Source organism: Pseudomonas fildesensis, assembly GCF_001050345.1.
In the GTDB taxonomy this organism is placed as follows: Bacteria; Pseudomonadota; Gammaproteobacteria; order Pseudomonadales; family Pseudomonadaceae; genus Aquipseudomonas; species Aquipseudomonas fildesensis.
Window position 1 is genome coordinate 148,077 of the sequence record NZ_LFMW01000007.1, and the last position, 22,262, is coordinate 170,338.

A 22,262-nucleotide genomic window follows, 5' to 3' on the forward strand; every position below is an offset into this window, starting at 1 on the left:
GTCTGAAAGCGGGCCAGGCAAGGCGTAGTCCGCTGGTAATGGTTGTTCCCTTGCCAAGGACTGCAACGCAGCCTGGCCCGCTTTCAGACACAACCCGAAGGGCCGGGCCTGCAATCGCGCAGGGCTGCGTTGCTCGGAGCTTATTTGGAACGACCAAACCGCGCTCCTCACGCCTTGCCCTGCGCGATTGCAGGCCCGGCGCGGCACAGGAAATAAGTGATGGCAGACCCTAATCATCGGAAGATCCTTGCACCAGGTCAGAAACGGAAATGGAAGGCAGCAATTCGCAGGTCGCCAATTGCCAGGCAAAGGTCTGCCAGCGCTTGAGGCGGCAGGCACACTGGGAAAGTTTTTCCAGGTCGCGCAACGGGCGCCAGGCCTGATCCAGGCACATGGATCGCCAATGCCACGGCAAGGCGATATCGCTGGCGGTGTCGATAAGCAGGCGGAATGAAGTTTCAGCGATCGTCCACGGATGGGTCGCGGTGCAGCACGCCAGGTATCGACCCTCGTTGAGGTAATGTTCGATCAGGCGAGGTTCATTGGGATCGAGGCCACAGCGAATCTGACGACTCATCCAGCGCCAGCTCTCCAGGTAAGGATCCTCATGCAGGACAGAACTCATGATCCACACTCATTCGGTAATGATATTTATTATTAAATGATATTGAGAATCAAAACAAGGGCGACTCGTTAATCCCCCTGCAACACAGGCATAAAAAAGGCGCGCCATCCGTGGGATGGCGCGCCTTTTTGTGAAGCGTCGGAAGGATTAACTGCCAGCGACTGTCATACGCTCGATCAAGACCGAACCTGTGCGAATATTGCTACGCAGTTCCAGGTCGTTACCCACCGCAACGATCTGCTTGAACATATCGCGCATATTGCCCGCAATGGTCACTTCCTGGACGGCGAACTGAATCTCGCCGTTTTCCACCCAGAAACCCGCTGCACCACGCGAGTAATCGCCCGTGACCATGTTCAAGCCATGGCCCATCAACTCGGTGACCAGCAGACCGCGCCCCATGCGCCGCAACAGCGCCGCCTGGTCCTCATCACCATGGGTGACGAACAGGTTATGCACGCCGCCGGAGTTGGCGGTGCTGGGCAGACCGAGTTTGCGACCGGCGTAAGTGCCCAATACGTACGACACCAACTCACCCTTCTCGACGAACGGCTTGGCATAGGTCGCCAGGCCATCACCGTCGAACGACGAGCTGCCCATGGCGCGCATCAGGTGCGGACGCTCATCGATGGTCAGCCATTCCGGGAACAGCTTCTGGCCGATTGCACCCTCAAGGAACGATGACTTGCGATACAGGTTGCCGCCGGAAATCGCCCCCAGAAAGCTGCCGAACAATCCACCGGCCAGTTCCGCAGAAAACAGCACCGGCACTTCACATGTCGGCACCGGGCGCGCGCCCAGGCGGCTCGCGGCACGTTGCGCGGCACGCTGGCCAATGCTGGCCGGGGCTGCCAGCAACTCACCTTTACGGTTCACGTCGTACCAATAGTCGCGCTGCATCTGACCGTCGGCTTCGGCGATCATCACGCAACTCAGGCTGTGACGAGTGGAGGCATAACCGCCGATAAAACCATGGCTGTTGCCATAGACGCGGCAACCTTGATGGGTGCTTAACGTGGTGCCATCGGCGTTCTTGATGCGGGCATCGGCATCGAACGCCGCTGCTTCGCAGATAAGTGCCTGCTCGATGGCTTGCTCCGGGGTGATATCCCAGGCATGGAACAGGTCGAAATCATTCAGGTCTTTGGCCATCAGCGCCTTGTCGGCCAAGCCTGAACTTTCATCCTCGGAGGTGTGCTTGGCAATCGCCAATGCGGCGGCAACCGTCTCGCGAATCGCTTCCGGGCCACTGGCCGACGTGCTGGCCGAACCTTTGCGCTGCCCGACGTACAAGGTGATGCCAAACCCCTGGTCGCGGTTGAATTCAACGGTTTCGACTTCCCGCTGACGCACCGACGTCGACAGCCCCTGCTCCAGCGACACCGCTACTTCACAGGCACTGGCACCCTGACGCTTGGCCTCGGCAAGGATCTGCTCGACTTGTTCCTGCAGTGCCGGTAACGCTTGCGGACCGACGCTTTGGGCTGCACTCATGGTTTTCTCCACTCAAATTCTGCTTTCGGTTAAGGCCATCGAGCGACCGGGCCGGACAAGTGGCCCCCGACTGGTTATCATGGCGGCGTTTCTTTGCGGACTGCCACCATGGTTGATTCTTACGACGACTCCCTCGATGGGGAGAAAAGCAAAACCCAGGTCAAACGTGAGCTGCATGCTCTGGTTGACCTTGGCGAGCGCCTTACAACGCTCAAGCCGGATTTGGTTGCAAAACTGCCACTGACCGACGAAATGCGCCGGGCTTTGGCGGATGCGCCTAAGCACACCGCGAATATCGCGCGTAAACGGCACATCATGTTTATCGGCAAATTGATGCGCGACCAGGACACTGACGCCATTCTGACCTTGCTCGATCAACTCGATGCCTCCACTCGCCAGTACAACGAACGCTTCCATAACCTGGAGCGTTGGCGTGACCGTTTGATCGGCGGCGACGATGCCGTTCTGGAGAAATTCGTATTGGACTATCCGGACGCGGACCGCCAGCAACTGCGCTCCCTGATCCGTCAGGCCCAGCACGAACTGGCGCAAAACAAGGCTCCGGCCACCAGCCGAAAAATCTTCAAGTACATCCGTGAGCTGGACGAGGCTCAGCGCGGACTGCGCTGATCCCCTTCCCCGGGTGGCGGTCTCCGCCACCCGAAGCTCCACCGCTTACGACCCCGTGCCACCCACGGTGATCGCATCAATTTTCAAGGTAGGCTGGCCGACACCCACAGGTACCGACTGCCCGTCCTTGCCGCACGTACCCACGCCGCTGTCCAGCGACAGGTCGTTACCCACCATCGATACCTTGCTCATCGCCTCCGGACCGTTACCAATCAACGTCGCCCCTTTGACCGGCGCGGTAATCTTGCCGTCTTCGATCAGGTACGCCTCGCTGGTGGAGAACACGAATTTGCCGCTGGTGATATCCACCTGGCCGCCGCCGAGGTTGGCGCAGTAGATACCGCGTTTCACCGAGGCGATGATTTCCGCCGGGTCGCTTTCGCCACCGAGCATGTAGGTGTTGGTCATGCGCGGCATCGGCAGGTGTGCGTAGGACTCGCGACGGCCGTTGCCGGTCCGCGCCACGCCCATCAGGCGGGCATTGAGCTTGTCTTGCATGTAGCCCTTGAGTACGCCGTTTTCGATCAGCGTGGTGCACTCGGTCGGCGTGCCTTCGTCATCGACGGTCAGCGAGCCACGGCGACCGGCCAGGGTGCCGTCATCGACGATGGTGCACAGCTTGGACGCAACCATCTCGCCCATGCGCCCGCTGTAGGCCGAACTGCCCTTGCGGTTGAAGTCGCCTTCCAGGCCATGGCCCACGGCTTCGTGGAGCAATACGCCCGACCAACCCGAACCCAACACTACCGGCAAGGTACCGGCGGGCGCCGGAATGGCTTCCAGGTTAACCAGCGCCTGGCGCAGCGCTTCACGGGCATAGCCCATGGCGCGGTCGTCGGCGAGGAAATAACGGTAGTCGGTACGCCCGCCGCCACCATGGCCGCCGCGCTCGCGGCGACCGTTCTGCTCGACGATCACGCTGACGTTGAAGCGCACCAGCGGACGCACATCCGCCGCCAGGCTGCCATCGGTGGACGCCACCAGGATGCGCTCCCACACACCCGCCATGCTCACGGTGACCTGCTGGATACGCGTGTCCAGGGCACGGGTGGCCGCGTCGACACGCTTGAGCAAATCGACCTTTTCAGCGCGGCTCATCACTTCCAGCGGGTTGTCTGGCCCGTAAAGCTGCGCCACGTCCTGGGTGGTGAACGCCTGAACCGTGCCGTTCTGCCCCGCGCGGGAAATCGACCGCGCAGCACGAGCTGCCAGGCCCAGGGCTTCAAGCGTGATCGCGTTGCTGTAGGCAAATCCGGTTTTTTCACCGGATTGCGCCCGCACGCCCACACCCTGATCGAGGTTGAAGCTGCCTTCCTTGACGATGCCGTCTTCCAGGGCCCAGGACTCGGAAATCTGCCCCTGGAAATACAGGTCGGCCGCGTCAATACCTGGCCCGGCCAGATCACCGAGCACGGTTTGCAAGCTTTCGATGGTCACGCCACCGGGTGCCAGGAGGTGTTCACTGACTGAGGACAACAACTCGCTCATAGGTTTGGCCTTAAATTCATCGTTCTGAAGCAGGTCGCCGCGCGCCCTGCGAGAAAAAGCGCCGGTGGTTGACCACCGGCATGCGCGCCCGTATCGACGCCTGTTCACTGCTATCGCGTTCGGCCAGCAACACCGCTTCGCCTTGATCCTGTTGTGTCAGCACGCGCCCCCAAGGGTCGACAATTGCCGCACGACCATAGGTTTCCCGTGGCCCCGGGTGCACACCGCCCTGGGCGGCCGCCAGCAGGTAACACTGGGTCTCGATGGCCCGCGCACGAATCAGCACGTCCCAATGCGCGGCGCCGGTCACCGCGGTAAACGCCGAGGGCGCGGTAATCAATTCAGCCCCCGCCGCACGCAATTCGCTGTACAACTCCGGGAAGCGCAGGTCATAGCACACCGTCAGGCCCAAGCGCCCGACCGGCGTATCCGCCACCACCACGTTGCCCCCGAAAGCATAGTCATCGGATTCCCGATAGCGACCCCGAGCGTCCGCCACGTCGACATCGAACAGGTGCAGCTTGTCGTAGCGGGCGACGATCTCGCCCCTGTCATCCACCAGCAGCGAGCAGGCATTGGACTTGGCGTTCGGTTGATCCTTGGGCGGTAACGGCAAAGTGCCGGCCACTATCCATAAGGTGAGGTCGCGGGCGGTCTGTTTCAACCATGGCAGGATCGGGCCTTCGCCCAACGCCTCGGCACGCCCGATATCGGCCACGTCACGGCGGCCCATGGCGGCAAAGTTTTCCGGCAGCACCGCCAGTTTCGCACCGCCCTGTGCCGCTTGCTCGAGCAAGCGCCGGGCCTGGGCCAGGTTGGCCAGCACATCGCTCTGGCTGACCATCTGAATTACCGCAAAGGACATGGGCCGATACTCCGTAAACGAATAGTCTCAGGCTACTCCAGAAAACCTCAGTTAGGCTTTTCGAATGGCTTGTCGAAGGTGATTTTCGGGTCTTTCCACGGCCCTTCCACTTTGTATTGCACGCTGGCAAAGCGCGAGACACGGTCACCGATCAATTTATCGATCAAGAACAAAGCGCCACCAATGGCCGGCGCACCGACAATCAGCGCAGCGATCGGCAGGTTGTTGGTGACCGGCAGGGTCACCAACAGCTTGGCGTTAACACGATCAGCCACCAGGTCCAGGGTGCCATTAAGCTCCAGGTTGCTCGAAGGCCCGGTCAGGATGATCGGCTCACGGGTCACAAACACTCCGTTGCTGGCGGCCAGCAAACCTTTGACCCGGTCATAGCTCAAGCCCTTGCCAAGCAAGTCGGAGAAGTCCAGGCGCAGCCGGCGACCGATGGAGTTGAAGTTCAGCAGGCCGAACACCCGCAACGCCTGGGCGCCCCCTTCCACTTCAACAAATTGACCTTTGCGGAAGGCTGCATCCAGGCTGCCGGAGAAGCGCTTGGGCCCGACCCAGGCGGGCGAACCCGGCCAGCGGCCGTCCACATCCAGATGGAAGTCTTCGCTGGTGACAGTCGGTGCAAAGCCCCACCCCTTGAGCACATCAGCGATGTTCTTGCCGTCCAGGCGCCCCTTGTACCAACTGCTGCTGTCACCCGGCGCGCCTTCCCAACCGCCCGCGCCCTTGAGCTGAAGGCCCTTGAGGCCCAGATCCAGATTGTTGAAGGCCATGCCCTTGGCGGTTGGCCGGACTTTCAGCGACCAGGCCCCCACCAAGTCCGGCCCCTGGAACAGTTGATCGATGCTGATATCCAGCGCCGGAATGTCCTTAGGATCGATATCAGCCAGTGGGTCCGGCGCGTTTTCGTCTGCCTGTACGGTCGGGTCCACGGCCGGTAGTTTCACGTATTGCAGGTTGATGGCAATCGGCGCGCCCTTGGCATCAGGCAGGTTTACCGTGCCTTTGGCTTGCTGGCTGTCGAGTTGCAGGCCCCACGCGGTGGGTTTGCGGTCGAGTTGCAAGTTGACCTGGTCAAACTGCTTGCCAAAGCCGGTCAGCTTGCCCACCTTGAAATCAGCACCGCTCAGCAGTTGTTTGGCGCTGCCGCCCGGGTCATTGCCGGCGTACTGGCTCACCAGCTTTTTCCACGGATCAATGTCCAGCTCCGAGAGCACTCCACGAATGCGCAAGCCCTTGCCACCGGGCAGCACCGCGTCGCCATCGCCGAGGAACAGCTCGCCGCGACCGTCATTGAGTTTGTCCGGCGGCGCCGCAAAGGTGAAGTTCGCCAGCTCGCCGTAATCAAACCAATAACGACGCTCGGCGCCCTGCAAGGTCATGCGGAACACACTGTCACGGCCCTGGCTGGTCGGCATGCCGAACGGCGCCGGCAGGTCCACGGCGACTCCTTTCAGATTGGAGCTGACCATCAACTGACTGTCGGCGCCGTCCAGATTGAGTTGCAATTGGTACGGAATATCACCGGACACCGGCAGCGGTTGGCCTACTTTCAACCAGTCCGTCAGCCGCTTGACCGTGACTTGGCCCTTTGCGATAACGCGAGTGCTGATGTTGCCCGGCTTGCCATCGGCAAAGATCTGCGCGGTGATCGGCCGGTCGAACGCCTGGGCGGTGATGTTCTGGCCGCTCAACCCCTTGGCACTGTCAAACCGGAATTCGCCCTTGAGCTGGTTCAAGTCAAGAGTCGGCTCGGCCAATTGCAGACGGGCCTTGTCGGTCTGGAAGTCCACCACAATCTTCGGTTCTGTGCCCTTGACCAGCGGAACATCCAGGTCGAGCTTGCCTTGCAGGTCGCCATCACCTTTCCAACCGGCGAAGGTCGACGCAGTCCCTATCGGGGCTTCCTGAAGGATTTTCAGGCCATCACCCAAACCACCCGAAAACTCACCGGTGAGCAACAGGTGGCTGTCCTTGCCCGCAGGCGCGTGAGGAATATTGACGTAGACGTCCTTGACCTTGGTGTCGAGCAACTGGCCCTTGCTGGCCAGGATGCGTACGCCGCTTTCCTCGACAAACACTTCGCCGTTGACCTTGCTCACATGCGGCCAGCCCGGCTGGAACGCCAGTTCGGCGTCATGCACCTTGAAGAACAGGCTGATATTGCGCGATGCCGGCAGCGCGTCGTGATCCAACGAGCCCTGGTACTGGAAGAAGCCTTGATCGACCGCGCCCTTGAGAATCGCGGTGCGCAGCCATTCGTCGAGAGCAGGGCTCAGCACCGCAGGCAAGTATTTAGGGGTGAAACGCCCGTCGCCGTCGACCATGCCGACACGCAGGTCCATGTAGTCTTCCTGGCTATGGTCGAAATGCAGGCGAATCAGGAAGTCGGCGGCCACCTTGCCTTCCTCACCCAGCACTTTGATATAGGGGGCGATCAGGGTGAAACCTTCTTTATCCAGCTTCCAGGTCAGCCGCGCATTGGCCTGGATGTACTGCCAGGGCTTGGCGAAGATAGGATCGAGGTGTAGGGAAAAGTCCTTGCTGTCCATGCGCAACTCGCCATGGCCCAAGTCACCGCTGATGCTGCCGGACACATTCCGCGCAGCGGGCGCGCCAAAATACGCATCAAAACCCACGCGCTCCAGGTTGGCAGCAAAGCTGACTTTCTGATCGGTGGTGTCCTGCGGACGGAAATCCACCAGCACATTGCGCAGCAAGCCAGTGGCCTTGAGGTGTTCGATGGTTTTGGCGAAGCCTTCCGGCAATGGCGCCAGGGCATTCAGCAGCGGCGTAATCGGCGTGAGGTCCAGGCGATCGGCCTGTAGTTTCCAGATTTCCTGCGCCTTATCGGTGGCCAGGCTCTGTTGCAATTGCAGGCGCGATTCCCAGCGGGTCTCCCCAAGGTTCATCGCCAGCGTATCGAATAGCACCTTCAGGCCCGTTTCACTGCGTTGCAGGTAAGCGGTCAGCGCGAGATTTTCGATACTCACGGGCTTGCGGTCGGCGTAGCTGCCCTTCACTTGCGGTGAGTTGAGGCGCACCACGGCACTTTGCACAGTGCCCTTGGCCCAGGTCAGCCAGAATTCGCCGCCGGCCTTGAACTGCGTGAGTTTCCATTGCTGAGTCAGCCTGGCCGGCATCCATTTGGCCCAATCACTCTGGGGCAGGCTCAGGTAGGCCTGGACTTCGCCGTCTTTCCATTGGCTCGCGCGAATGCGGCTTTGCAGGCTCAGGGCCAGGGGCTGGCCATCGGGCAGGGTCAGGCGGGCATCCAGGCGTTGACGGCTAGAGCCGGTGTGAAGGCTCAGGCCTACGTAAGTCAGGGTCAGCGGTGCCTGCTCGAACGGCTGCAGGGTCACTTGGCTATCGAGCAACGACACACGCTTGACCATTTGCATGCGCTCGAGCAACTGCTGCGGGTCCAGCGGCTGGTCATCTTGCACCGGCAACCCTTGCAGCGCCCAATGGCCGTCCTTGTCTTCCTTGACGCTCAATTGCAGTCCGCTGACTTCCAGGTGCGCAATCCGTACTTCGCGAGCCATGAGGCTGGCCCAGATATCCGGCACCACTTCGACTTGGTCCAGGCGCAAGGCACTGCTGCCCTGGCCGACCATCACGTCGTGGGCCAGCAACACCGGCGCGAAACCGCTCCAGCGCCCTTCCAGGCTGCCGATGTGCAGCGGCATACCCACCGCAGCCTGGGCCTTGGCTTCGACTTCAGCACGGTATTCGGCCACCAGCGGCGTCAATTCACGACCCAGGCTCACGTATACGGCTGCCAATACCAGCAGCAAGGCGCACAGGCCCAGGCCCCAACGGGTCAAAGCGGCAAAAAAGCGTATTAGACGCTCCATGTCAGGCGACCCTCAAGACAGTAGTCGGACGGCAGATCAAGGTCTGCCGGGATCAACAAAAGAAAGCGAATGAGGATCAGAGCAGCACCACGTCGTATTGTTCCTGGGAATACATGGTTTCGACCTGGAAGCGAATCGTGCGCCCGATAAACCCCTCCAGTTCGGCAACATTACCGGACTCTTCATCCAGCAACCGGTCGACCACTTTCTGGTTGGCCAACACTCTATAACCTTCGGCCTGGTAGGCACGTGCCTCCCGCAGGATTTCCCGGAAAATCTCGTAGCAAACGGTTTCCGGGGTCTTCAACTTGCCGCGTCCCTGGCAACTGCTGCACGGCTCGCACAGCACCTGTTCCAGACTTTCACGGGTACGCTTGCGGGTCATCTGCACCAGGCCGAGCTCGGTGATACCGATGATATTGGTCTTGGCGTGATCACGTTCCAACTGCTTCTCGAGGGTCCGCAGCACCTGGCGCTGGTGCTCTTCGTCTTCCATGTCGATGAAGTCGATGATGATGATGCCGCCCAGGTTGCGCAGGCGCAGTTGCCGGGCAATCGCCGTGGCTGCTTCGAGGTTGGTCTTGAAGATGGTTTCTTCGAGGTTGCGATGGCCGACAAACGCACCGGTGTTGACGTCGATGGTGGTCATCGCTTCCGCCGGGTCCACGACCAGATAGCCGCCGGACTTGAGCGGCACTTTGCGGTCCAGGGCTTTCTGGATTTCGTCTTCGACGCCATAGAGGTCGAAGATCGGCCGCTCACCCGGGTAATGCTCCAGGCGGTCGGCAATTTCCGGCATCAGTTCGGCGACAAATTGCGTGGTGCGCTGGAAGGTTTCCCGCGAGTCGATACGAATTTTCTCGATCTTCGGGCTGACCAGGTCGCGCAGGGTACGCAGGGCCAGGCCCAGGTCCTCATAGATGACGCTTGGCGCGCCAATGGTCTTGATCTGTGCGCCGATCTGATCCCACAGGCGCCGCAGGTAGCGGATGTCCATGAGGATTTCATCGGCACCGGCGCCTTCGGCGGCTGTGCGCAGGATAAAACCGCCGGCTTCCTTGATGCCCTCGGCGGCCACGCAGTCGCTGACCACCTTTTTCAGGCGCTCACGCTCGGCTTCATCTTCGATTTTCAGGGAAATACCGACATGGGCCGTGCGCGGCATGTACACGAGGTAGCGCGAAGGAATCGACAGTTGTGTGGTCAGCCGTGCGCCCTTGGAACCGATGGGGTCCTTGGTGACTTGCACCACCAGGCTCTGCCCCTCATGCACCAGGGCGCTGATGCTTTCGACCGCCGGGCCTTCGCGCAGAGAAATTTCCGAAGCATGGATAAACGCCGCACGGTCCAGGCCGATGTCGACAAAAGCCGCTTGCATGCCCGGCAATACGCGCACCACCTTGCCTTTATAGATATTGCCGACAATGCCGCGCTTCTGGGTGCGCTCGACGTGCACTTCTTGCAGAACACCGTTCTCTACCACCGCCACGCGCGATTCCATCGGCGTGATATTGATCAGAATCTCTTCACTCATGGCTGGGTCTCGTTCAGGCGTTTTCACAATAGTGACCGATCGCTTAAGGCTTGGCGCTGGAGTAAGGCGTTCAGCGCACGGTAAGGTTTTGCCAACAGGGTATGCCGAATTGGGCGAGCAGTTGCGCGGTTTCGCACACGGGCAGGCCTACCACAGCGGAATAACTGCCATTGAGCCCGGCGACAAATACCGACCCGAGCCCCTGGATAGCATAGCCGCCTGCCTTGTCCTGGGGTTCGCCACTGTGCCAGTAGGTTGTAGCCTCTTCGACAGAAATCCCACGAAAATGTACGCGACTGCTTACACATCGAGTTTCAGAGTGCAGGCCATCAGTCAGGGCAATGGCAGTAAGGACTTCATGCTCACGCCCCGCCAGGGCCATCAACATCGCCAGCGCATCCGCCTGGTCCACCGGCTTGCCAAGAATCTGGCCGTCGACAATCACCGCCGTGTCGGCGCCCAGCACGCAGGCGTCCGAGGTTTGCTCAAGCGCAGTAAAACCCGCCGCCGCCTTGCCGCGCGCAAGGCGCTCGACGTAGGAAACGGCGGATTCATTAGTAAGGGGAGTTTCATCAATGGCGACGCTGACCACGGTGAAGGGCACACCAATCTGGGTCAGCAGTTCACGCCGCCTGGGGGAGCCCGAGGCCAGATAAAGCGAATTCATTGCAGACTCTCCCTGTAGGGTTCGATAACCAGGCAGAGCCTCGCAATCCATTCAATTGATTTTATAACGACGACTTAACCCACGCAGACCGAAACTGACCCATGGCCACAGCAGCGCACTGACCAGGGCCGGCAACACCAGCGCAAGAGTCGGCTGTCGGTTACCGGTGAGGGCACTGAGCCACAACTGCACCAACTGCGCCAGGCCGAAGATCACCAGGATCACCAGGCACTGTTGCCACATCGGGAACATGCGCAGACGCTGCTGCAACGACAGCACCAGGAAGGTAATCAAGGTGAGGATCAACGCGTTCTGGCCCAGCAAGGTGCCATAGAGCACATCTTCCGCCAAGCCCAGGAACATGGCCGTGACCATGCCCACCTTGTGCGGCAGGTTCAGCGACCAGAACGCCAGCAGCAAGGCCAGCCACAGCGGACGCAGGATTTCCATGAATTGCGGCAGCGGCGAAACGCTGAGCAGCAAGCCGATGGCGAAGGTCAGCCAGACGAGCCAGCCATTACCTGAATGAGTACCGGCCATTATTCCTCCCTCTGCCGCGTGGTTGCCGGCGCAGCAGCCGGCGGCTTCACTGCGGGCGTCGTGGTAGCAGGCGTGGCGGCCGGCGTGGCGGCCGGCGGCTTGGTCGCAACCGGTTTCACCGGGCGGGCGCTGTGAACGGCCGGTTTGATCGGTGTGGCCACTGGCGCGGCTGCCGCTGGGACTGTGGCCGCCGGTGTCGCGGGCGTTGCAGGCGCAGGTTTAGGCACTTTGGCGGGAATGATCGGCGCAGTGCCGTTTTGCTTGTCTTCCGCTTCCTGGGCCTGGGCGGCTGCGTTGGCGCGCTCTTCCGGGGTGCGGTTGTCGCTGAACACCAGCAGCAGATAGCGGCTGCGGTTGAGTGCGGCGGTGGGCACAGCACGCACGATAGCGAACGGCTGGCCGGAATCGTGGATCACTTCCTTGACCGTCGCCACCGGGTAACCCGCCGGGAAGCGCTGGCCCAGGCCGGAGCTGACCAGCAGGTCGCCTTCCTTGATGTCCGCAGTATCGGCTACGTGACGTAATTCCAGACGTTCCGGATTACCGGTGCCGCTGGCAATCGCACGCAAGCCGTTGCGGTTGACCTGCACCGGAATGCTGTGGGTCGTGTCCGTCAACAGCAATACCCGCGAGGTGTAGGGCATCAGCTCGACCACCTGGCCCATCAGCCCTCGGGCATCGAGTACCGGCTGGCCGAGAACCACACCGTCGCGCTCACCCTTGTTGATGATGATGCGGTGGGTAAAGGGGTTGGGGTCCATGCCGATCAACTCGGCCACTTCGACCTTCTCGTTGACCAGCGCGGAAGAGTTGAGCAACTCGCGCAGCCGAACGTTCTGCTCTGTGAGGGCCGCAAGCTTTTGCATGCGCCCCTGCAGCAGCAGGTTTTCAGTCTTGAGTTTTTCGTTCTCGGCGACCAGCTCGGTGCGGCTGCCGAATTGGCTGGCCACGCCCTGGTAGAGACGTTGCGGAAGGTCGGTGATCCAGTAGGTCTGCATCAACACCAGCGACATTTGGCTACGCACAGGCTTGAGCAGTGCAAAGCGGGCATCGACCACCATCAGCGCGACCGAAAGCACGACCAGCACCAATAAGCGCACGCCCAATGAGGGGCCTTTGGCGAAAAGCGGTTTAATAGGCCGCTCCTCCCAGGCAAATGTTCTCTTTATTCATACGGCATCTAACCGGCCTGGATGCAGATTGAAGAAGATAAACGCCAACAGGCAGCACTGCAAAGTGCTGCCTGCGGGCGAAACATGGGCAAACCAGCAAACACTTATTCGCTGGAGAGCAGGTCCATGGTGTGTTTATCCATCATTTCCAGTGCACGGCCACCACCACGGGCGACGCAGGTCAGCGGGTCTTCGGCGACGATCACCGGCAGACCGGTTTCCTGGGCCAGCAACTTGTCGAGGTCGCGCAGCAAGGCACCACCACCGGTCAGTACCAGGCCACGCTCGGCGATATCGGAAGCCAGTTCCGGCGGCGATTGCTCCAGAGCGCTCTTCACAGCCTGAACGATGGTCGCCAGCGACTCTTGCAGAGCTTCCAGCACTTCATTGGAGTTCAGGGTGAAGGCACGTGGAACGCCTTCGGCCAGGTTGCGACCGCGAACATCGACTTCGCGAACTTCGCCGCCCGGGTAAGCGGTACCGATTTCCTGCTTGATGCGCTCGGCAGTGGATTCGCCGATCAGGCTGCCGTAGTTACGACGTACATAAGTGATGATCGCTTCGTCGAAGCGGTCGCCGCCTACGCGTACGGATTCGGCATACACCACACCGTTCAGGGAAATCAGGGCGATCTCGGTAGTACCACCACCGATATCCACCACCATCGAACCGCGCGCTTCTTCTACCGGCAGGCCGGCACCGATCGCAGCAGCCATTGGCTCTTCGATCAGGAACACTTCACGGGCACCGGCACCAAGGGCCGATTCACGGATGGCACGACGCTCCACCTGGGTGGACTTGCACGGAACGCAGATCAGCACACGAGGGCTGGGCTGCAGAAAGCTGTTTTCGTGAACCTTGTTGATGAAGTACTGCAGCATCTTCTCGCAGACACTGAAGTCGGCGATCACGCCGTCTTTCATCGGACGAATGGCAGCAATATTGCCTGGTGTTCGGCCAAGCATACGCTTGGCCTCGGTGCCAACGGCAACGACACTTTTCTGATTACCATGGGTCCGAATAGCCACAACCGATGGCTCATTCAGGACGATTCCGCGCTCGCGCACGTAAATAAGGGTGTTGGCAGTGCCCAGGTCAATGGAAAGATCGCTGGAAAACATGCCACGCAGTTTCTTGAACATGGGGAAAGGACCCTAGGCAACGCGTGGGTAAAAAAGTGCGGCAAACTCTAACAACGACAGGGATTTTGGGCAAGGCGCCAATGTGCTAAATTGGCCGACTTTCTGTGCACCAACCCCCACAATCGCGGCCATATGACCGTAGAAATGCGGTAGTGTTCCTACAATCTAACACACGGACGCCCTCCGTTCTGTTTTCCACTGGAGAATCCCATGGCGCTTGAACGCTCCGACGTGGAAAAAATCGCTCACCTGGCCCATTTGGACCTTGTTGAAGCCGATCTTCCACAGACCACCGCAGCCCTGAACAGCATTCTCGGGCTGGCCGACCAAATGCAGGCCGTGAATACCGACGGCATCGAGCCCCTGGCTCACCCGCTGGAAGCCAACCAGCGCCTGCGCGCAGACGTCGTGACCGAAGTTAATAATCGCGAGGCCTATCAGTCCATCGCGCCAGCGGTCGAAAACGGCCTGTACCTGGTTCCGAAAGTCATCGACTAAAGGGAAAGAGCCTGCAATGCATCACATGACTCTGGCCGAGATCGCCCGCGGTCTCGCCGATAAAAAGTTTTCTTCCGAAGAGCTGACCAAGACCCTGCTGGCGCGTATCAACGCGCTCGATCCCAAGGTCAACAGCTTCATCAGCCTCACCGAAGAGCTGGCCCTGAGCCAGGCCAAGGCCGCCGACGCCCGTCGCGCCAGCGGTGAGAACGGCGCGCTGCTGGGCGCACCGATCGCCCACAAGGACCTGTTCTGCACCCAGGGCATTCGCACCAGCTGCGGCTCGAAGATGCTCGACAACTTCAAGGCGCCCTACGACGCCACAGTGGTCGCCAAACTGGCCGCTGCCGGGGCCGTGACCCTGGGCAAGACCAACATGGATGAGTTCGCCATGGGCTCGGCCAACGAGTCGAGCTACTACGGCGCAGTGAAAAACCCATGGAACCTTGAACACGTGCCGGGCGGTTCCTCGGGCGGTTCGGCTGCGGCCGTTGCCGCGCGCTTCCTGCCGGCCGCTACGGCCACCGACACCGGCGGTTCGATCCGCCAGCCAGCCGCGTTCACCAACCTCACCGGGCTGAAGCCGACCTACGGTCGCGTTTCCCGTTGGGGCATGATCGCTTACGCGTCGAGCCTCGATCAGGGCGGCCCCCTGGCACGCACGGCTGAAGACTGCGCAATATTATTACAAGGCATGGCAGGGTTCGATAAACAGGACTCCACCAGCATCGACGAGCCGGTGCCGGACTACAGCGCCAGCCTGAATACCTCGATCAAAGGCCTGCGCATCGGCGTGCCTAAAGAGTATTTCAGCCCTGGCCTCGACCCGCGTATCGCCGAACTCGTGCACAACAGCGTCAAAGAGCTGGAAAAGCTCGGCGCCGTGATCAAGGAAATCAGCCTGCCGAACAACCAGCACGCGATTCCTGCGTACTACGTGATCGCGCCGGCCGAAGCCTCCTCCAACCTGTCGCGCTTCGACGGCGTGCGTTTCGGCTATCGCTGCGAGAACCCGAAAGACCTGACCGACCTGTACAAGCGCTCCCGTGGCGAAGGCTTTGGTGCCGAAGTGCAACGCCGGATCATGGTCGGTGCCTACGCCCTGTCGGCCGGTTACTACGACGCGTACTACCTCAAGGCGCAAAAGATCCGTCGCCTGATCAAGAACGACTTCATGGCTGCCTTTGAAGAAGTCGACGTGATCCTTGGCCCAACCACGCCGAACCCGGCCTGGAAGATCGGCGCCAAGACCGGAGACCCGATCGCCGAGTACCTGGAAGACCTGTACACCATCACCGCCAACCTCGCGGGCTTGCCGGGCTTGTCCATGCCTGCCGGTTTCGTCGATGGCCTGCCGGTCGGCGTGCAATTGCTCGCCCCGTATTTCCAGGAAGGCCGCCTGCTCAATGTGGCGCACCAGTACCAGTTGAACACTGACTGGCACACTCGCACCCCTACCGGCTTCTGAGGAGAACACTATGCAATGGGAAGTCGTGATCGGGCTGGAGATTCATACCCAGCTCGCCACCCAATCGAAGATTTTCTCCGGTAGCGCCACCACGTTCGGCTCCGAGCCCAACACCCAGGCCAGCCTCGTAGACCTGGGCATGCCCGGCGTGCTGCCGGTGCTGAACCAGGAAGCGGTGCGCATGGCGGTGATGTTCGGCCTGGCGATTGACGCCGAGATCGGCCAGCACAACGTGTTCGCCCGCAAGAACTACTTCTACCCGGACCTGCCCAAGGGTTACCAGATCAGCCAGATGGAATTGCCGATTGTCGGCAAGGGCTACCTGGATATCCCCCTGGAAGACGGCACCATCAAACGTGTCGGCGTGACCCGCGCGCACCTTGAAGAAGATGCCGGCAAAAGCCTGCATGAAGAATTCAACGGTGCCACCGGTATCGACCTGAACCGCGCCGGTACCCCGCTGCTGGAGATCGTTTCCGAGCCGGACATGCGCAGCGCCAAGGAAGCCGTAGCTTACGTCAAGACGATCCACGCGCTGGTGCGCTACCTGGGCATCTGCGACGGCAACATGGCCGAAGGCTCGCTGCGTTGCGACTGCAACGTGTCGGTGCGGCCAAAAGGCCAGGTCGAGTACGGCACCCGCTGCGAGATCAAGAACGTCAACTCGTTCCGTTTCATCGAGAAGGCGATCAACACCGAAGTGCGTCGCCAGATCGAACTGATCGAAGACGGCGGCAAGGTGATCCAGCAAACGCGCCTGTACGACCCGAACAAAGACGAAACCCGCGCCATGCGCAGCAAAGAGGAAGCCAACGACTACCGTTACTTCCCCGACCCGGACCTGTTGCCGGTGGTCATCGAGGATTCGTTCCTCAATGACGTGCGCGCCACCCTGCCGGAATTGCCACCGCAAAAACGCGAGCGTTTCCAGGCGCAGTTCGGCCTGTCGGTCTACGACGCCAGCGTACTGGCGTCGAGCCGTGAGCAAGCCGACTACTTCGAAAAAGTCGTGAGCATCGCCGGTGACGCCAAACTGGCAGCCAACTGGGTAATGGTTGAGCTAGGTAGCCTGTTGAACAAACAGGGCCTGGAAATCGACGAAGCCCCGGTCACCGCCGAGCAATTGGGCGGCATGCTGCTGCGCATCAAGGACAACACCATCTCCGGCAAAATTGCCAAGACCGTGTTTGAGGCCATGGCCAGCGGTGAAGGCAGCGCGGACGAGATCATCGACAAGCGCGGTCTCAAGCAAGTCACCGACAGCGGCGCCATTTCGGCCGTACTCGATGAGATGCTGGCGGCCAACGCCGAACAGGTCGAGCAATACCGCGCGGCAGACGAAGCCAAACGCGGCAAGATGTTCGGCTTTTTTGTCGGCCAAGCGATGAAGGCCTCCAAAGGCAAGGCCAACCCGCAACAGGTGAACGAACTGCTGAAAAGCAAGCTCGAAGGCTGACTCACGACGCATGATCGTTCCCACGCTCCGCGTGGGAACGCCTCAATGGACGCTCTGCGTCCGCTGTTGTGACGCGGAGCGTCACGGGCCGTATTTCCACGCGGTGCGTGGGAACGATCACTTTTTCGGGGAAATCTTGAATGAAGCGTCTACTCGGCCTCCTGGCCCTGTTCTCCCTGTTGGCCGGTTGCGCCAGCGGCCTCATCGACCCCAACGGCTACGACGAAACCGGTACCGCCTCCTACTACGGGGCCAAGCACCACGGCAAAAGGACTGCCAGCGGTGAACCCTTCAACCAGAACGCTCTGACCGCTGCCCATCGGCGCCTGCCTTTTGGTACCCAGGTCAAAGTGACGAATCTCGACAACGACAAATCGGTGGTGGTGCGCATCAATGATCGCGGCCCGCACACCCGTGGGCGCTTGATTGATCTTTCACGCAAGGCTGCCGAGCAGTTGGGTATGCTGCGCAGCGGGACCGCGCGGGTTCGCGTGCAAGCCCTGAGCAACTGACGGAGCCCTCGCCATTTTCGGATTAACCGCCCTCTCGCCCTGGAGCCTGATCGAATTGATCAGCGGCCTGGTGCTGCTGATCGTCGGCGCCGAAATCCTGGTGCGCGCTGCCGTGCGCCTGGCGGCCAGCCTCAAGGTTCGCCCGTTGATCATCGGCCTGACGATTGTCGCCTTCGGCAGCAGCGCACCGCAGATGACCGTCAGCCTGCAAGCCACCCTGGCCGGCAATACCGATATCGCTGTGGGCAGTGTGATCGGCAGCAGTATCTTCAACATCCTCGTGACCCTGGGCCTGTCGGCGCTGATCATTCCGCTGCGCGTCTCGCGGCAACTGGTGCGCCTGGATATCCCGGTGATGATCCTCGCCGGGCTACTGGTGTTTACGCTGGCAGCCAATGAAGAGCTGACACCCGTCGATGGCTTGCTGCTGCTGGTTGCGCTCATGGCCTACCTCGGAGTGCTGCACTACCAGACCCGCCATTCACGCCGCCCGCGCACACTGGACACCGTGGCCAGGGCGCCCTGGCTGAGCAGTGTGCTGCTGATGCTCGGCGGGTTGCTGGTGCTGGTGCTGGCCGGGCATTTGTTATTGGGGGCGGCGGTGGACGTGGCAAGCGACCTGGGCCTGTCGGAACGCATCATCGGCCTGACCCTGATCGGCGTCGGCACCTCCCTGCCCTGCCTCGCCACGTCGCTGATTGCTGCCCTGCGCGGCGAGCGGGAGATTGCCGTGGGCAACGTGATCGGCAGCAACCTGTTCAACCTGCTGGGGGTGCTGGGGCTGACTGCCCTGCTCGCGCCCTCACCGCTGTCGGTGTCACCCAATGCCCTGGATTTCGACCTGCCGGTGATGCTCGGCGTGGTGGTGTTGTGCCTGCCGGTGTTTTACACCGGCTACCGCGTGACCCGCGCCGAAGGCCTGGTGCTGCTGGGGTTGTACCTGGCGTATGGGCTGCATGTGATGGCATTCACTACCGGCATGCCCCTGGCCAACAAGCTTGAACAACTGATGCTGTATTACGTCCTGCCGGCGCTGGTGGCTTTCCTGTTGTTCAGTTCGCTGCGAGCCTGGCGCCGCCAACACAAGAGGGAATCGCAATGACCGATCAGAAAAAACCCGGGGTTGAAATGCGTCGTCAGGTGATGGGCGATGTATTCGTCGACCGCGCCCTGGGCAATGCCACCGAGTTCACCCAGCCGCTGCAGGACTTCGTCAACGAGCATGCGTGGGGCAGCGTATGGAACCGCGAAGGCCTGCCGCTAAAGACGCGCAGCCTGATCACCCTCGCCGCCCTCACAGCCCTCAAATGCCCACAGGAACTCAAGGGCCACGTGCGTGGCGCGCTGAACAATGGCTGCACCGTGGAAGAGATTCGCGAAGCACTGCTGCATTGCGCGGTGTATGCCGGTGTGCCGGCGGCAATTGACGCGTTTCGAGCCGCACAGGAAGTGATCGATACCTACCAGGCCGAGTAGGAGCGAAAATCGTCAACGATTAAGCGGGCAACCTGAATAAACGAGGCGCTCTCAGGTTTTTCGCGAGCAAGCTCGCTCCTACACCCAGCCCCCCGCCTGTAACACAAAAATCCCGATATTCGTGGTCACCGCCGCCATCAAGGTAGTGATCACGATAATCGCCGCCGCCAGCTCATGATTGCCCTCTGCCGCCCTGGCCATCACAAAGCTCGCCGCAGCGGTAGGTGCACCGAAGTACAGAAACAGAATCCCCAACTCCGGCCCCCGGAACCCGAGCAGCCAGGCGCCCAGCGTGGCGGCCACCGGCAGCCAGACCATCTTCATCAGACTCGCGCTCAGCGCCATGTTGCCGCTCTTGCGCAACGCCGCCAGGGACAACGTGCCGCCAATACAGATCAGCGCCAACGGCAATGTGGTGTCCGCCAGGTACTGCGCAGATTTCTCCAGCCAGCCCGGCAGGCCGATCTGGAAGTAGGCGAACGGCGCGGCAACCACCACGCTGATGATCAGCGGGTTGGCCACCACACTTTTGAAAATGCTCCACGGGTCGGACTTGATCACCGGGCTGTAGACCGCCAGCACAATGGTCGACAGCGTGTTGTAGAACAGGATCACCAGTGCCGCGAGGATCGCCCCCAGCGAGATGCCGTAGTCGCCGTACATGCTGGCGGCCAGCGCCAGGCCGATCACGCCGTTGTTGCCGCGAAAGGCACCCTGGGTGTAGATGCCACGGTCTTCGCGCTTGCAGCGAAAGATCGCCCAGCCCCACGCCAGCGCAAAACTGAGTAGCGTGGCGACGGAAAAGTAGATCAGCAATCCCGGCTTGAGCGCCGAATGCAGGTCGGCATGGAGGATGCCGAGAAACAGCAGCGCCGGCATGGTGACGTTGAACACCAGGGACGAGGCTGTGTGGATAAAGTTGTCGTTGATCCAGTTGATGCGCTTGAGCAGCACACCGAGGAACAGCATGGCAAACACCGGCGCGGTGATGGTGAGGGTGGTGAGGAAGATAGCCAGCATGCCGGTTAAACCTTGAGCCTGTGATCAGGACGCTCATGATAAGCCAGTGCAGACCGCTTCGTCTGGTCTACCACTTGAAACGCCGACCTCTGTGGCGAGCGGGCTTGCCCCGCGTTGGGCTGCGAAGCGGCCCCAAAACCAGACGCCGAGGAGTATCTGGTAAACCGCAGTCGTCTTTAACTGGGGGCGCTTCGCACCCCAACGCGGGGCAAGCCCGCTCGCCACAACAAGCCCGTTTGTCACCGTTCATTGCGGTCTCAGGTGATGGGCGCAGGGTTGAACAACGTGATGTCGTTATGCAGCTTGTGCTTCTCTGCCCACGTCTGCTTCTTACCGCTGGCCACATCCAGGTAGAAGTGAAACAACTCCCAGCCCAGCTCCTCGATGGTCGCGCGCCCGGTGGCAATGCGCCCGGCGTCAATATCGATGAGGTCCGGCCAGCGCTGCGCCAACTCCGTACGCGTCGACACCTTCACCACCGGCGCCATGGCCAGCCCGTAAGGCGTACCACGCCCGGTGGTGAACACATGCAGGTTCATCCCTGCCGCCAGTTGCAAGGTGCCACACACAAAATCACTGGCCGGCGTCGCGCAAAAGATCAGTCCCTTGCCCTTGAAACGCTCACCCGGGCCGAGCACCCCGTTGATCGCGCTGCTGCCGGACTTGACGATGGAGCCCAGGGACTTCTCGACAATGTTCGACAACCCGCCCTTCTTGTTCCCCGGCGTGGTGTTAGCACTGCGATCCGCCTCGCCCTTGGCCAGGTAACGGTCGTACCAGTCCATTTCCCTGACCAGCTCTTCAGCTACTTCCTTCGTCTCTGCGCGAGAAGTCAGCAGGTAGATGGCGTCACGCACTTCAGTGACTTCGGAAAACATCACCGTCGCCCCCGCCCGCAACAACAAATCCGAGGCATACCCCAACGCTGGGTTGGCGGTGATCCCGGAAAACGCATCACTGCCGCCGCACTGCATGCCCAGGATCAGCTCGGACGCCGGCACGGTTTCCCGGCGGCGCTGGTCGAGTTTTTTCAAGCGGACCTCAGCGAGCCCCATGATCTGCTCGATCATCTCGGTAAAGCCGTGACTGGAATCCTGCAGCCGATACAGCCACGGCTCGCTCAGATCGACGGAGCTGTCGTTGTCGTGCATTACCTGCCCGGCCTGCAATTTCTCGCAGCCCAGGCTGATCACCAACGCTTCGCCGCCCAGGTTCGGGTTGCGCGCCAGGTTGCGCACGGTACGGATCGGAATGTAGGCATCCGTCGCAGTGATTGCCACCCCGCAGCCGTAGCTGTGGGTCAGCGCCACCACGTCATCGACGTGCGGGTACTTGGGCAGCAATTCGTCCTTGATGCGCTTGACCGCATGGTCCAGCACCCCGGTGACGCACTGCACCGTGGTGGTAATGCCGAGGATATTACGCGTACCGACTGTGCCGTCGGCATTGCGGTAACCCTCGAACGTGAACCCCTCCAAAGGTGCCTGGGCTTCAGGCACTTCAGTGGAAAGCGGCAAACTGTCCAGCGGTGGCGCGGTGGGCATGCGCAGTTGATCTTCCTGCACCCAACTGCCGCGCGGAATCGGCGCCAGGGCGTAACCAATGGTCTGGCCGTAGCGAATAATCTGACCGCCTTCAGGGATATCTTCCAGCGTCACCTTGTGGCTCTGTGGGATGAAGTCCACGGTCACCAGGCCGTCCGGAAACTCGGTCCCGGCCGGTACGCCCTGGTCATTGACCACGATCACTACGTTGTCCCGCTCGTGCAAACGAATGGAGCGCGGCGAGTCGGCATGTTCAATCAACTGCATC

At 61.0% G+C, this 22,262-nt stretch carries 19 protein-coding genes; 7 read left to right on the forward strand and 12 right to left on the reverse strand.

Annotated elements, in window-relative coordinates:
* Positions 1-229: 229 nt before the first annotated feature.
* Together ACR52_RS11170 and pmbA are read right to left on the reverse strand one after the other, a co-directional pair.
* Positions 230-625 carry a hypothetical protein gene (locus ACR52_RS11170; protein ID WP_048723977.1) on the reverse strand — a complete coding sequence of 132 codons (396 nt, stop codon included), beginning with the start codon at positions 623-625 and terminating at the stop codon, positions 230-232.
* Between the two features lie 147 nt (positions 626-772).
* On the reverse strand, positions 773-2,119 hold the full coding sequence (gene pmbA, locus ACR52_RS11175; RefSeq protein WP_048723979.1) for a metalloprotease PmbA: 1,347 nt from the start codon (positions 2,117-2,119) through the stop codon (positions 773-775).
* A 108-nt stretch (positions 2,120-2,227) separates the two neighbouring features.
* Here pmbA and yjgA point away from each other — a divergent pair, with 108 nt between their 5' ends.
* Positions 2,228-2,749: a ribosome biogenesis factor YjgA gene (yjgA, locus tag ACR52_RS11180; protein WP_048723981.1), complete on the forward strand. Its 522-nt coding sequence runs from the start codon at positions 2,228-2,230 to the stop codon at positions 2,747-2,749.
* Positions 2,750-2,794: 45 nt separating this feature from the next.
* On the opposite strand, the gene tldD is transcribed toward yjgA, so the two are convergent.
* The 8 genes from tldD to mreB all read right to left on the reverse strand — a co-directional run bounded on the left by tldD (position 2,795) and on the right by mreB (position 14,020).
* Positions 2,795-4,237: a metalloprotease TldD gene (gene tldD / locus ACR52_RS11185; protein ID WP_048723983.1), complete on the reverse strand. Its 1,443-nt coding sequence runs from the start codon at positions 4,235-4,237 to the stop codon at positions 2,795-2,797.
* Between the two features lie 16 nt (positions 4,238-4,253).
* The gene (locus tag ACR52_RS11190) at positions 4,254-5,102 is read right to left on the reverse strand and encodes a carbon-nitrogen hydrolase family protein (protein ID WP_048723984.1); all 849 of its coding nucleotides are present in this window, start codon (positions 5,100-5,102) and stop codon (positions 4,254-4,256) included.
* Between the two features lie 47 nt (positions 5,103-5,149).
* Positions 5,150-8,965, reverse strand: a complete 3,816-nt coding sequence (locus ACR52_RS11195) for a YhdP family protein (RefSeq protein WP_048723985.1) — start codon at positions 8,963-8,965, stop codon at positions 5,150-5,152.
* Positions 8,966-9,041: 76 nt separating this feature from the next.
* Positions 9,042-10,499 carry a ribonuclease G gene (rng, locus tag ACR52_RS11200; protein ID WP_048723987.1) on the reverse strand — a complete coding sequence of 486 codons (1,458 nt, stop codon included), beginning with the start codon at positions 10,497-10,499 and terminating at the stop codon, positions 9,042-9,044.
* Positions 10,500-10,569: 70 nt separating this feature from the next.
* Positions 10,570-11,166: a Maf family protein gene (locus ACR52_RS11205; RefSeq protein ID WP_048723989.1), complete on the reverse strand. Its 597-nt coding sequence runs from the start codon at positions 11,164-11,166 to the stop codon at positions 10,570-10,572.
* 51 nt (positions 11,167-11,217) lie between these two features.
* Entirely contained in the window at positions 11,218-11,706 is a 489-nt protein-coding gene (gene mreD / locus ACR52_RS11210) for a rod shape-determining protein MreD (RefSeq protein WP_048723991.1), read from the reverse strand.
* A complete protein-coding gene (mreC, locus tag ACR52_RS11215) occupies positions 11,706-12,842 on the reverse strand; it encodes a rod shape-determining protein MreC (protein WP_082143132.1) in 1,137 nt (378 codons plus the stop codon). The genes mreD and mreC overlap by 1 nt, the downstream gene beginning before the upstream one ends.
* 140 nt (positions 12,843-12,982) lie before the next feature.
* Positions 12,983-14,020, reverse strand: a complete 1,038-nt coding sequence (gene mreB / locus ACR52_RS11220; RefSeq protein WP_002555108.1) for a rod shape-determining protein MreB — start codon at positions 14,018-14,020, stop codon at positions 12,983-12,985.
* A gap of 210 nt (positions 14,021-14,230) precedes the next feature.
* Between mreB and gatC the strand changes: the two genes are divergently transcribed.
* From gatC to ACR52_RS11250, 6 genes are all read left to right on the forward strand, one after another.
* Entirely contained in the window at positions 14,231-14,518 is a 288-nt protein-coding gene (gatC, locus tag ACR52_RS11225) for an Asp-tRNA(Asn)/Glu-tRNA(Gln) amidotransferase subunit GatC (RefSeq protein ID WP_048724027.1), read from the forward strand.
* Between the two features lie 16 nt (positions 14,519-14,534).
* Complete coding sequence (gatA, locus tag ACR52_RS11230; protein WP_048724029.1) at positions 14,535-15,986, forward strand: Asp-tRNA(Asn)/Glu-tRNA(Gln) amidotransferase subunit GatA; 1,452 nt, start codon at positions 14,535-14,537, stop codon at positions 15,984-15,986.
* 10 nt (positions 15,987-15,996) lie between these two features.
* Complete coding sequence (gatB, locus tag ACR52_RS11235) at positions 15,997-17,442, forward strand: Asp-tRNA(Asn)/Glu-tRNA(Gln) amidotransferase subunit GatB (RefSeq protein ID WP_048724032.1); 1,446 nt, start codon at positions 15,997-15,999, stop codon at positions 17,440-17,442.
* A 140-nt stretch (positions 17,443-17,582) separates the two neighbouring features.
* Positions 17,583-17,954, forward strand: a complete 372-nt coding sequence (locus ACR52_RS11240) for a septal ring lytic transglycosylase RlpA family protein (RefSeq protein WP_048724034.1) — start codon at positions 17,583-17,585, stop codon at positions 17,952-17,954.
* Positions 17,955-18,009: 55 nt separating this feature from the next.
* On the forward strand, positions 18,010-19,056 hold the full coding sequence (locus ACR52_RS11245) for a calcium/sodium antiporter (protein ID WP_048724036.1): 1,047 nt from the start codon (positions 18,010-18,012) through the stop codon (positions 19,054-19,056).
* Positions 19,053-19,430: a carboxymuconolactone decarboxylase family protein gene (locus ACR52_RS11250; protein WP_048724038.1), complete on the forward strand. Its 378-nt coding sequence runs from the start codon at positions 19,053-19,055 to the stop codon at positions 19,428-19,430. The genes ACR52_RS11245 and ACR52_RS11250 overlap by 4 nt, the downstream gene beginning before the upstream one ends.
* 78 nt (positions 19,431-19,508) lie before the next feature.
* Here the strand turns inward: ACR52_RS11250 and ACR52_RS11255 are convergent, their stop codons facing one another.
* Both ACR52_RS11255 and garD read right to left on the reverse strand, forming a co-directional pair.
* The gene (locus ACR52_RS11255) at positions 19,509-20,450 is read right to left on the reverse strand and encodes an AEC family transporter (protein WP_048724040.1); all 942 of its coding nucleotides are present in this window, start codon (positions 20,448-20,450) and stop codon (positions 19,509-19,511) included.
* A 257-nt stretch (positions 20,451-20,707) separates the two neighbouring features.
* A complete protein-coding gene (garD, locus tag ACR52_RS11260) occupies positions 20,708-22,261 on the reverse strand; it encodes a galactarate dehydratase (protein ID WP_048724043.1) in 1,554 nt (517 codons plus the stop codon).
* Between the last annotated feature and the right edge of the window lies 1 nt (position 22,262).

Coding starts and splice junctions, on each gene's coding strand:
- tldD (WP_048723983.1), bottom strand. CDS start 4,237: ATGAGCGAGTTGTTGTCCTCAGTCAGTGAACACCTCCTGGCACCCGGT.
- garD (WP_048724043.1), bottom strand. CDS start 22,261: ATGCAGTTGATTGAACATGCCGACTCGCCGCGCTCCATTCGTTTGCAC.
- mreB (WP_002555108.1), bottom strand. CDS start 14,020: ATGTTCAAGAAACTGCGTGGCATGTTTTCCAGCGATCTTTCCATTGAC.
- yjgA (WP_048723981.1), top strand. CDS start 2,228: ATGGTTGATTCTTACGACGACTCCCTCGATGGGGAGAAAAGCAAAACC.
- gatC (WP_048724027.1), top strand. CDS start 14,231: ATGGCGCTTGAACGCTCCGACGTGGAAAAAATCGCTCACCTGGCCCAT.
- ACR52_RS11190 (WP_048723984.1), bottom strand. CDS start 5,102: ATGTCCTTTGCGGTAATTCAGATGGTCAGCCAGAGCGATGTGCTGGCC.
- ACR52_RS11170 (WP_048723977.1), bottom strand. CDS start 625: ATGAGTTCTGTCCTGCATGAGGATCCTTACCTGGAGAGCTGGCGCTGG.
- rng (WP_048723987.1), bottom strand. CDS start 10,499: ATGAGTGAAGAGATTCTGATCAATATCACGCCGATGGAATCGCGCGTG.
- ACR52_RS11255 (WP_048724040.1), bottom strand. CDS start 20,450: ATGCTGGCTATCTTCCTCACCACCCTCACCATCACCGCGCCGGTGTTT.
- mreD (WP_048723991.1), bottom strand. CDS start 11,706: ATGGCCGGTACTCATTCAGGTAATGGCTGGCTCGTCTGGCTGACCTTC.
- ACR52_RS11205 (WP_048723989.1), bottom strand. CDS start 11,166: ATGAATTCGCTTTATCTGGCCTCGGGCTCCCCCAGGCGGCGTGAACTG.
- gatA (WP_048724029.1), top strand. CDS start 14,535: ATGCATCACATGACTCTGGCCGAGATCGCCCGCGGTCTCGCCGATAAA.
- gatB (WP_048724032.1), top strand. CDS start 15,997: ATGCAATGGGAAGTCGTGATCGGGCTGGAGATTCATACCCAGCTCGCC.
- ACR52_RS11195 (WP_048723985.1), bottom strand. CDS start 8,965: ATGGAGCGTCTAATACGCTTTTTTGCCGCTTTGACCCGTTGGGGCCTG.
- ACR52_RS11240 (WP_048724034.1), top strand. CDS start 17,583: ATGAAGCGTCTACTCGGCCTCCTGGCCCTGTTCTCCCTGTTGGCCGGT.
- ACR52_RS11250 (WP_048724038.1), top strand. CDS start 19,053: ATGACCGATCAGAAAAAACCCGGGGTTGAAATGCGTCGTCAGGTGATG.
- pmbA (WP_048723979.1), bottom strand. CDS start 2,119: ATGAGTGCAGCCCAAAGCGTCGGTCCGCAAGCGTTACCGGCACTGCAG.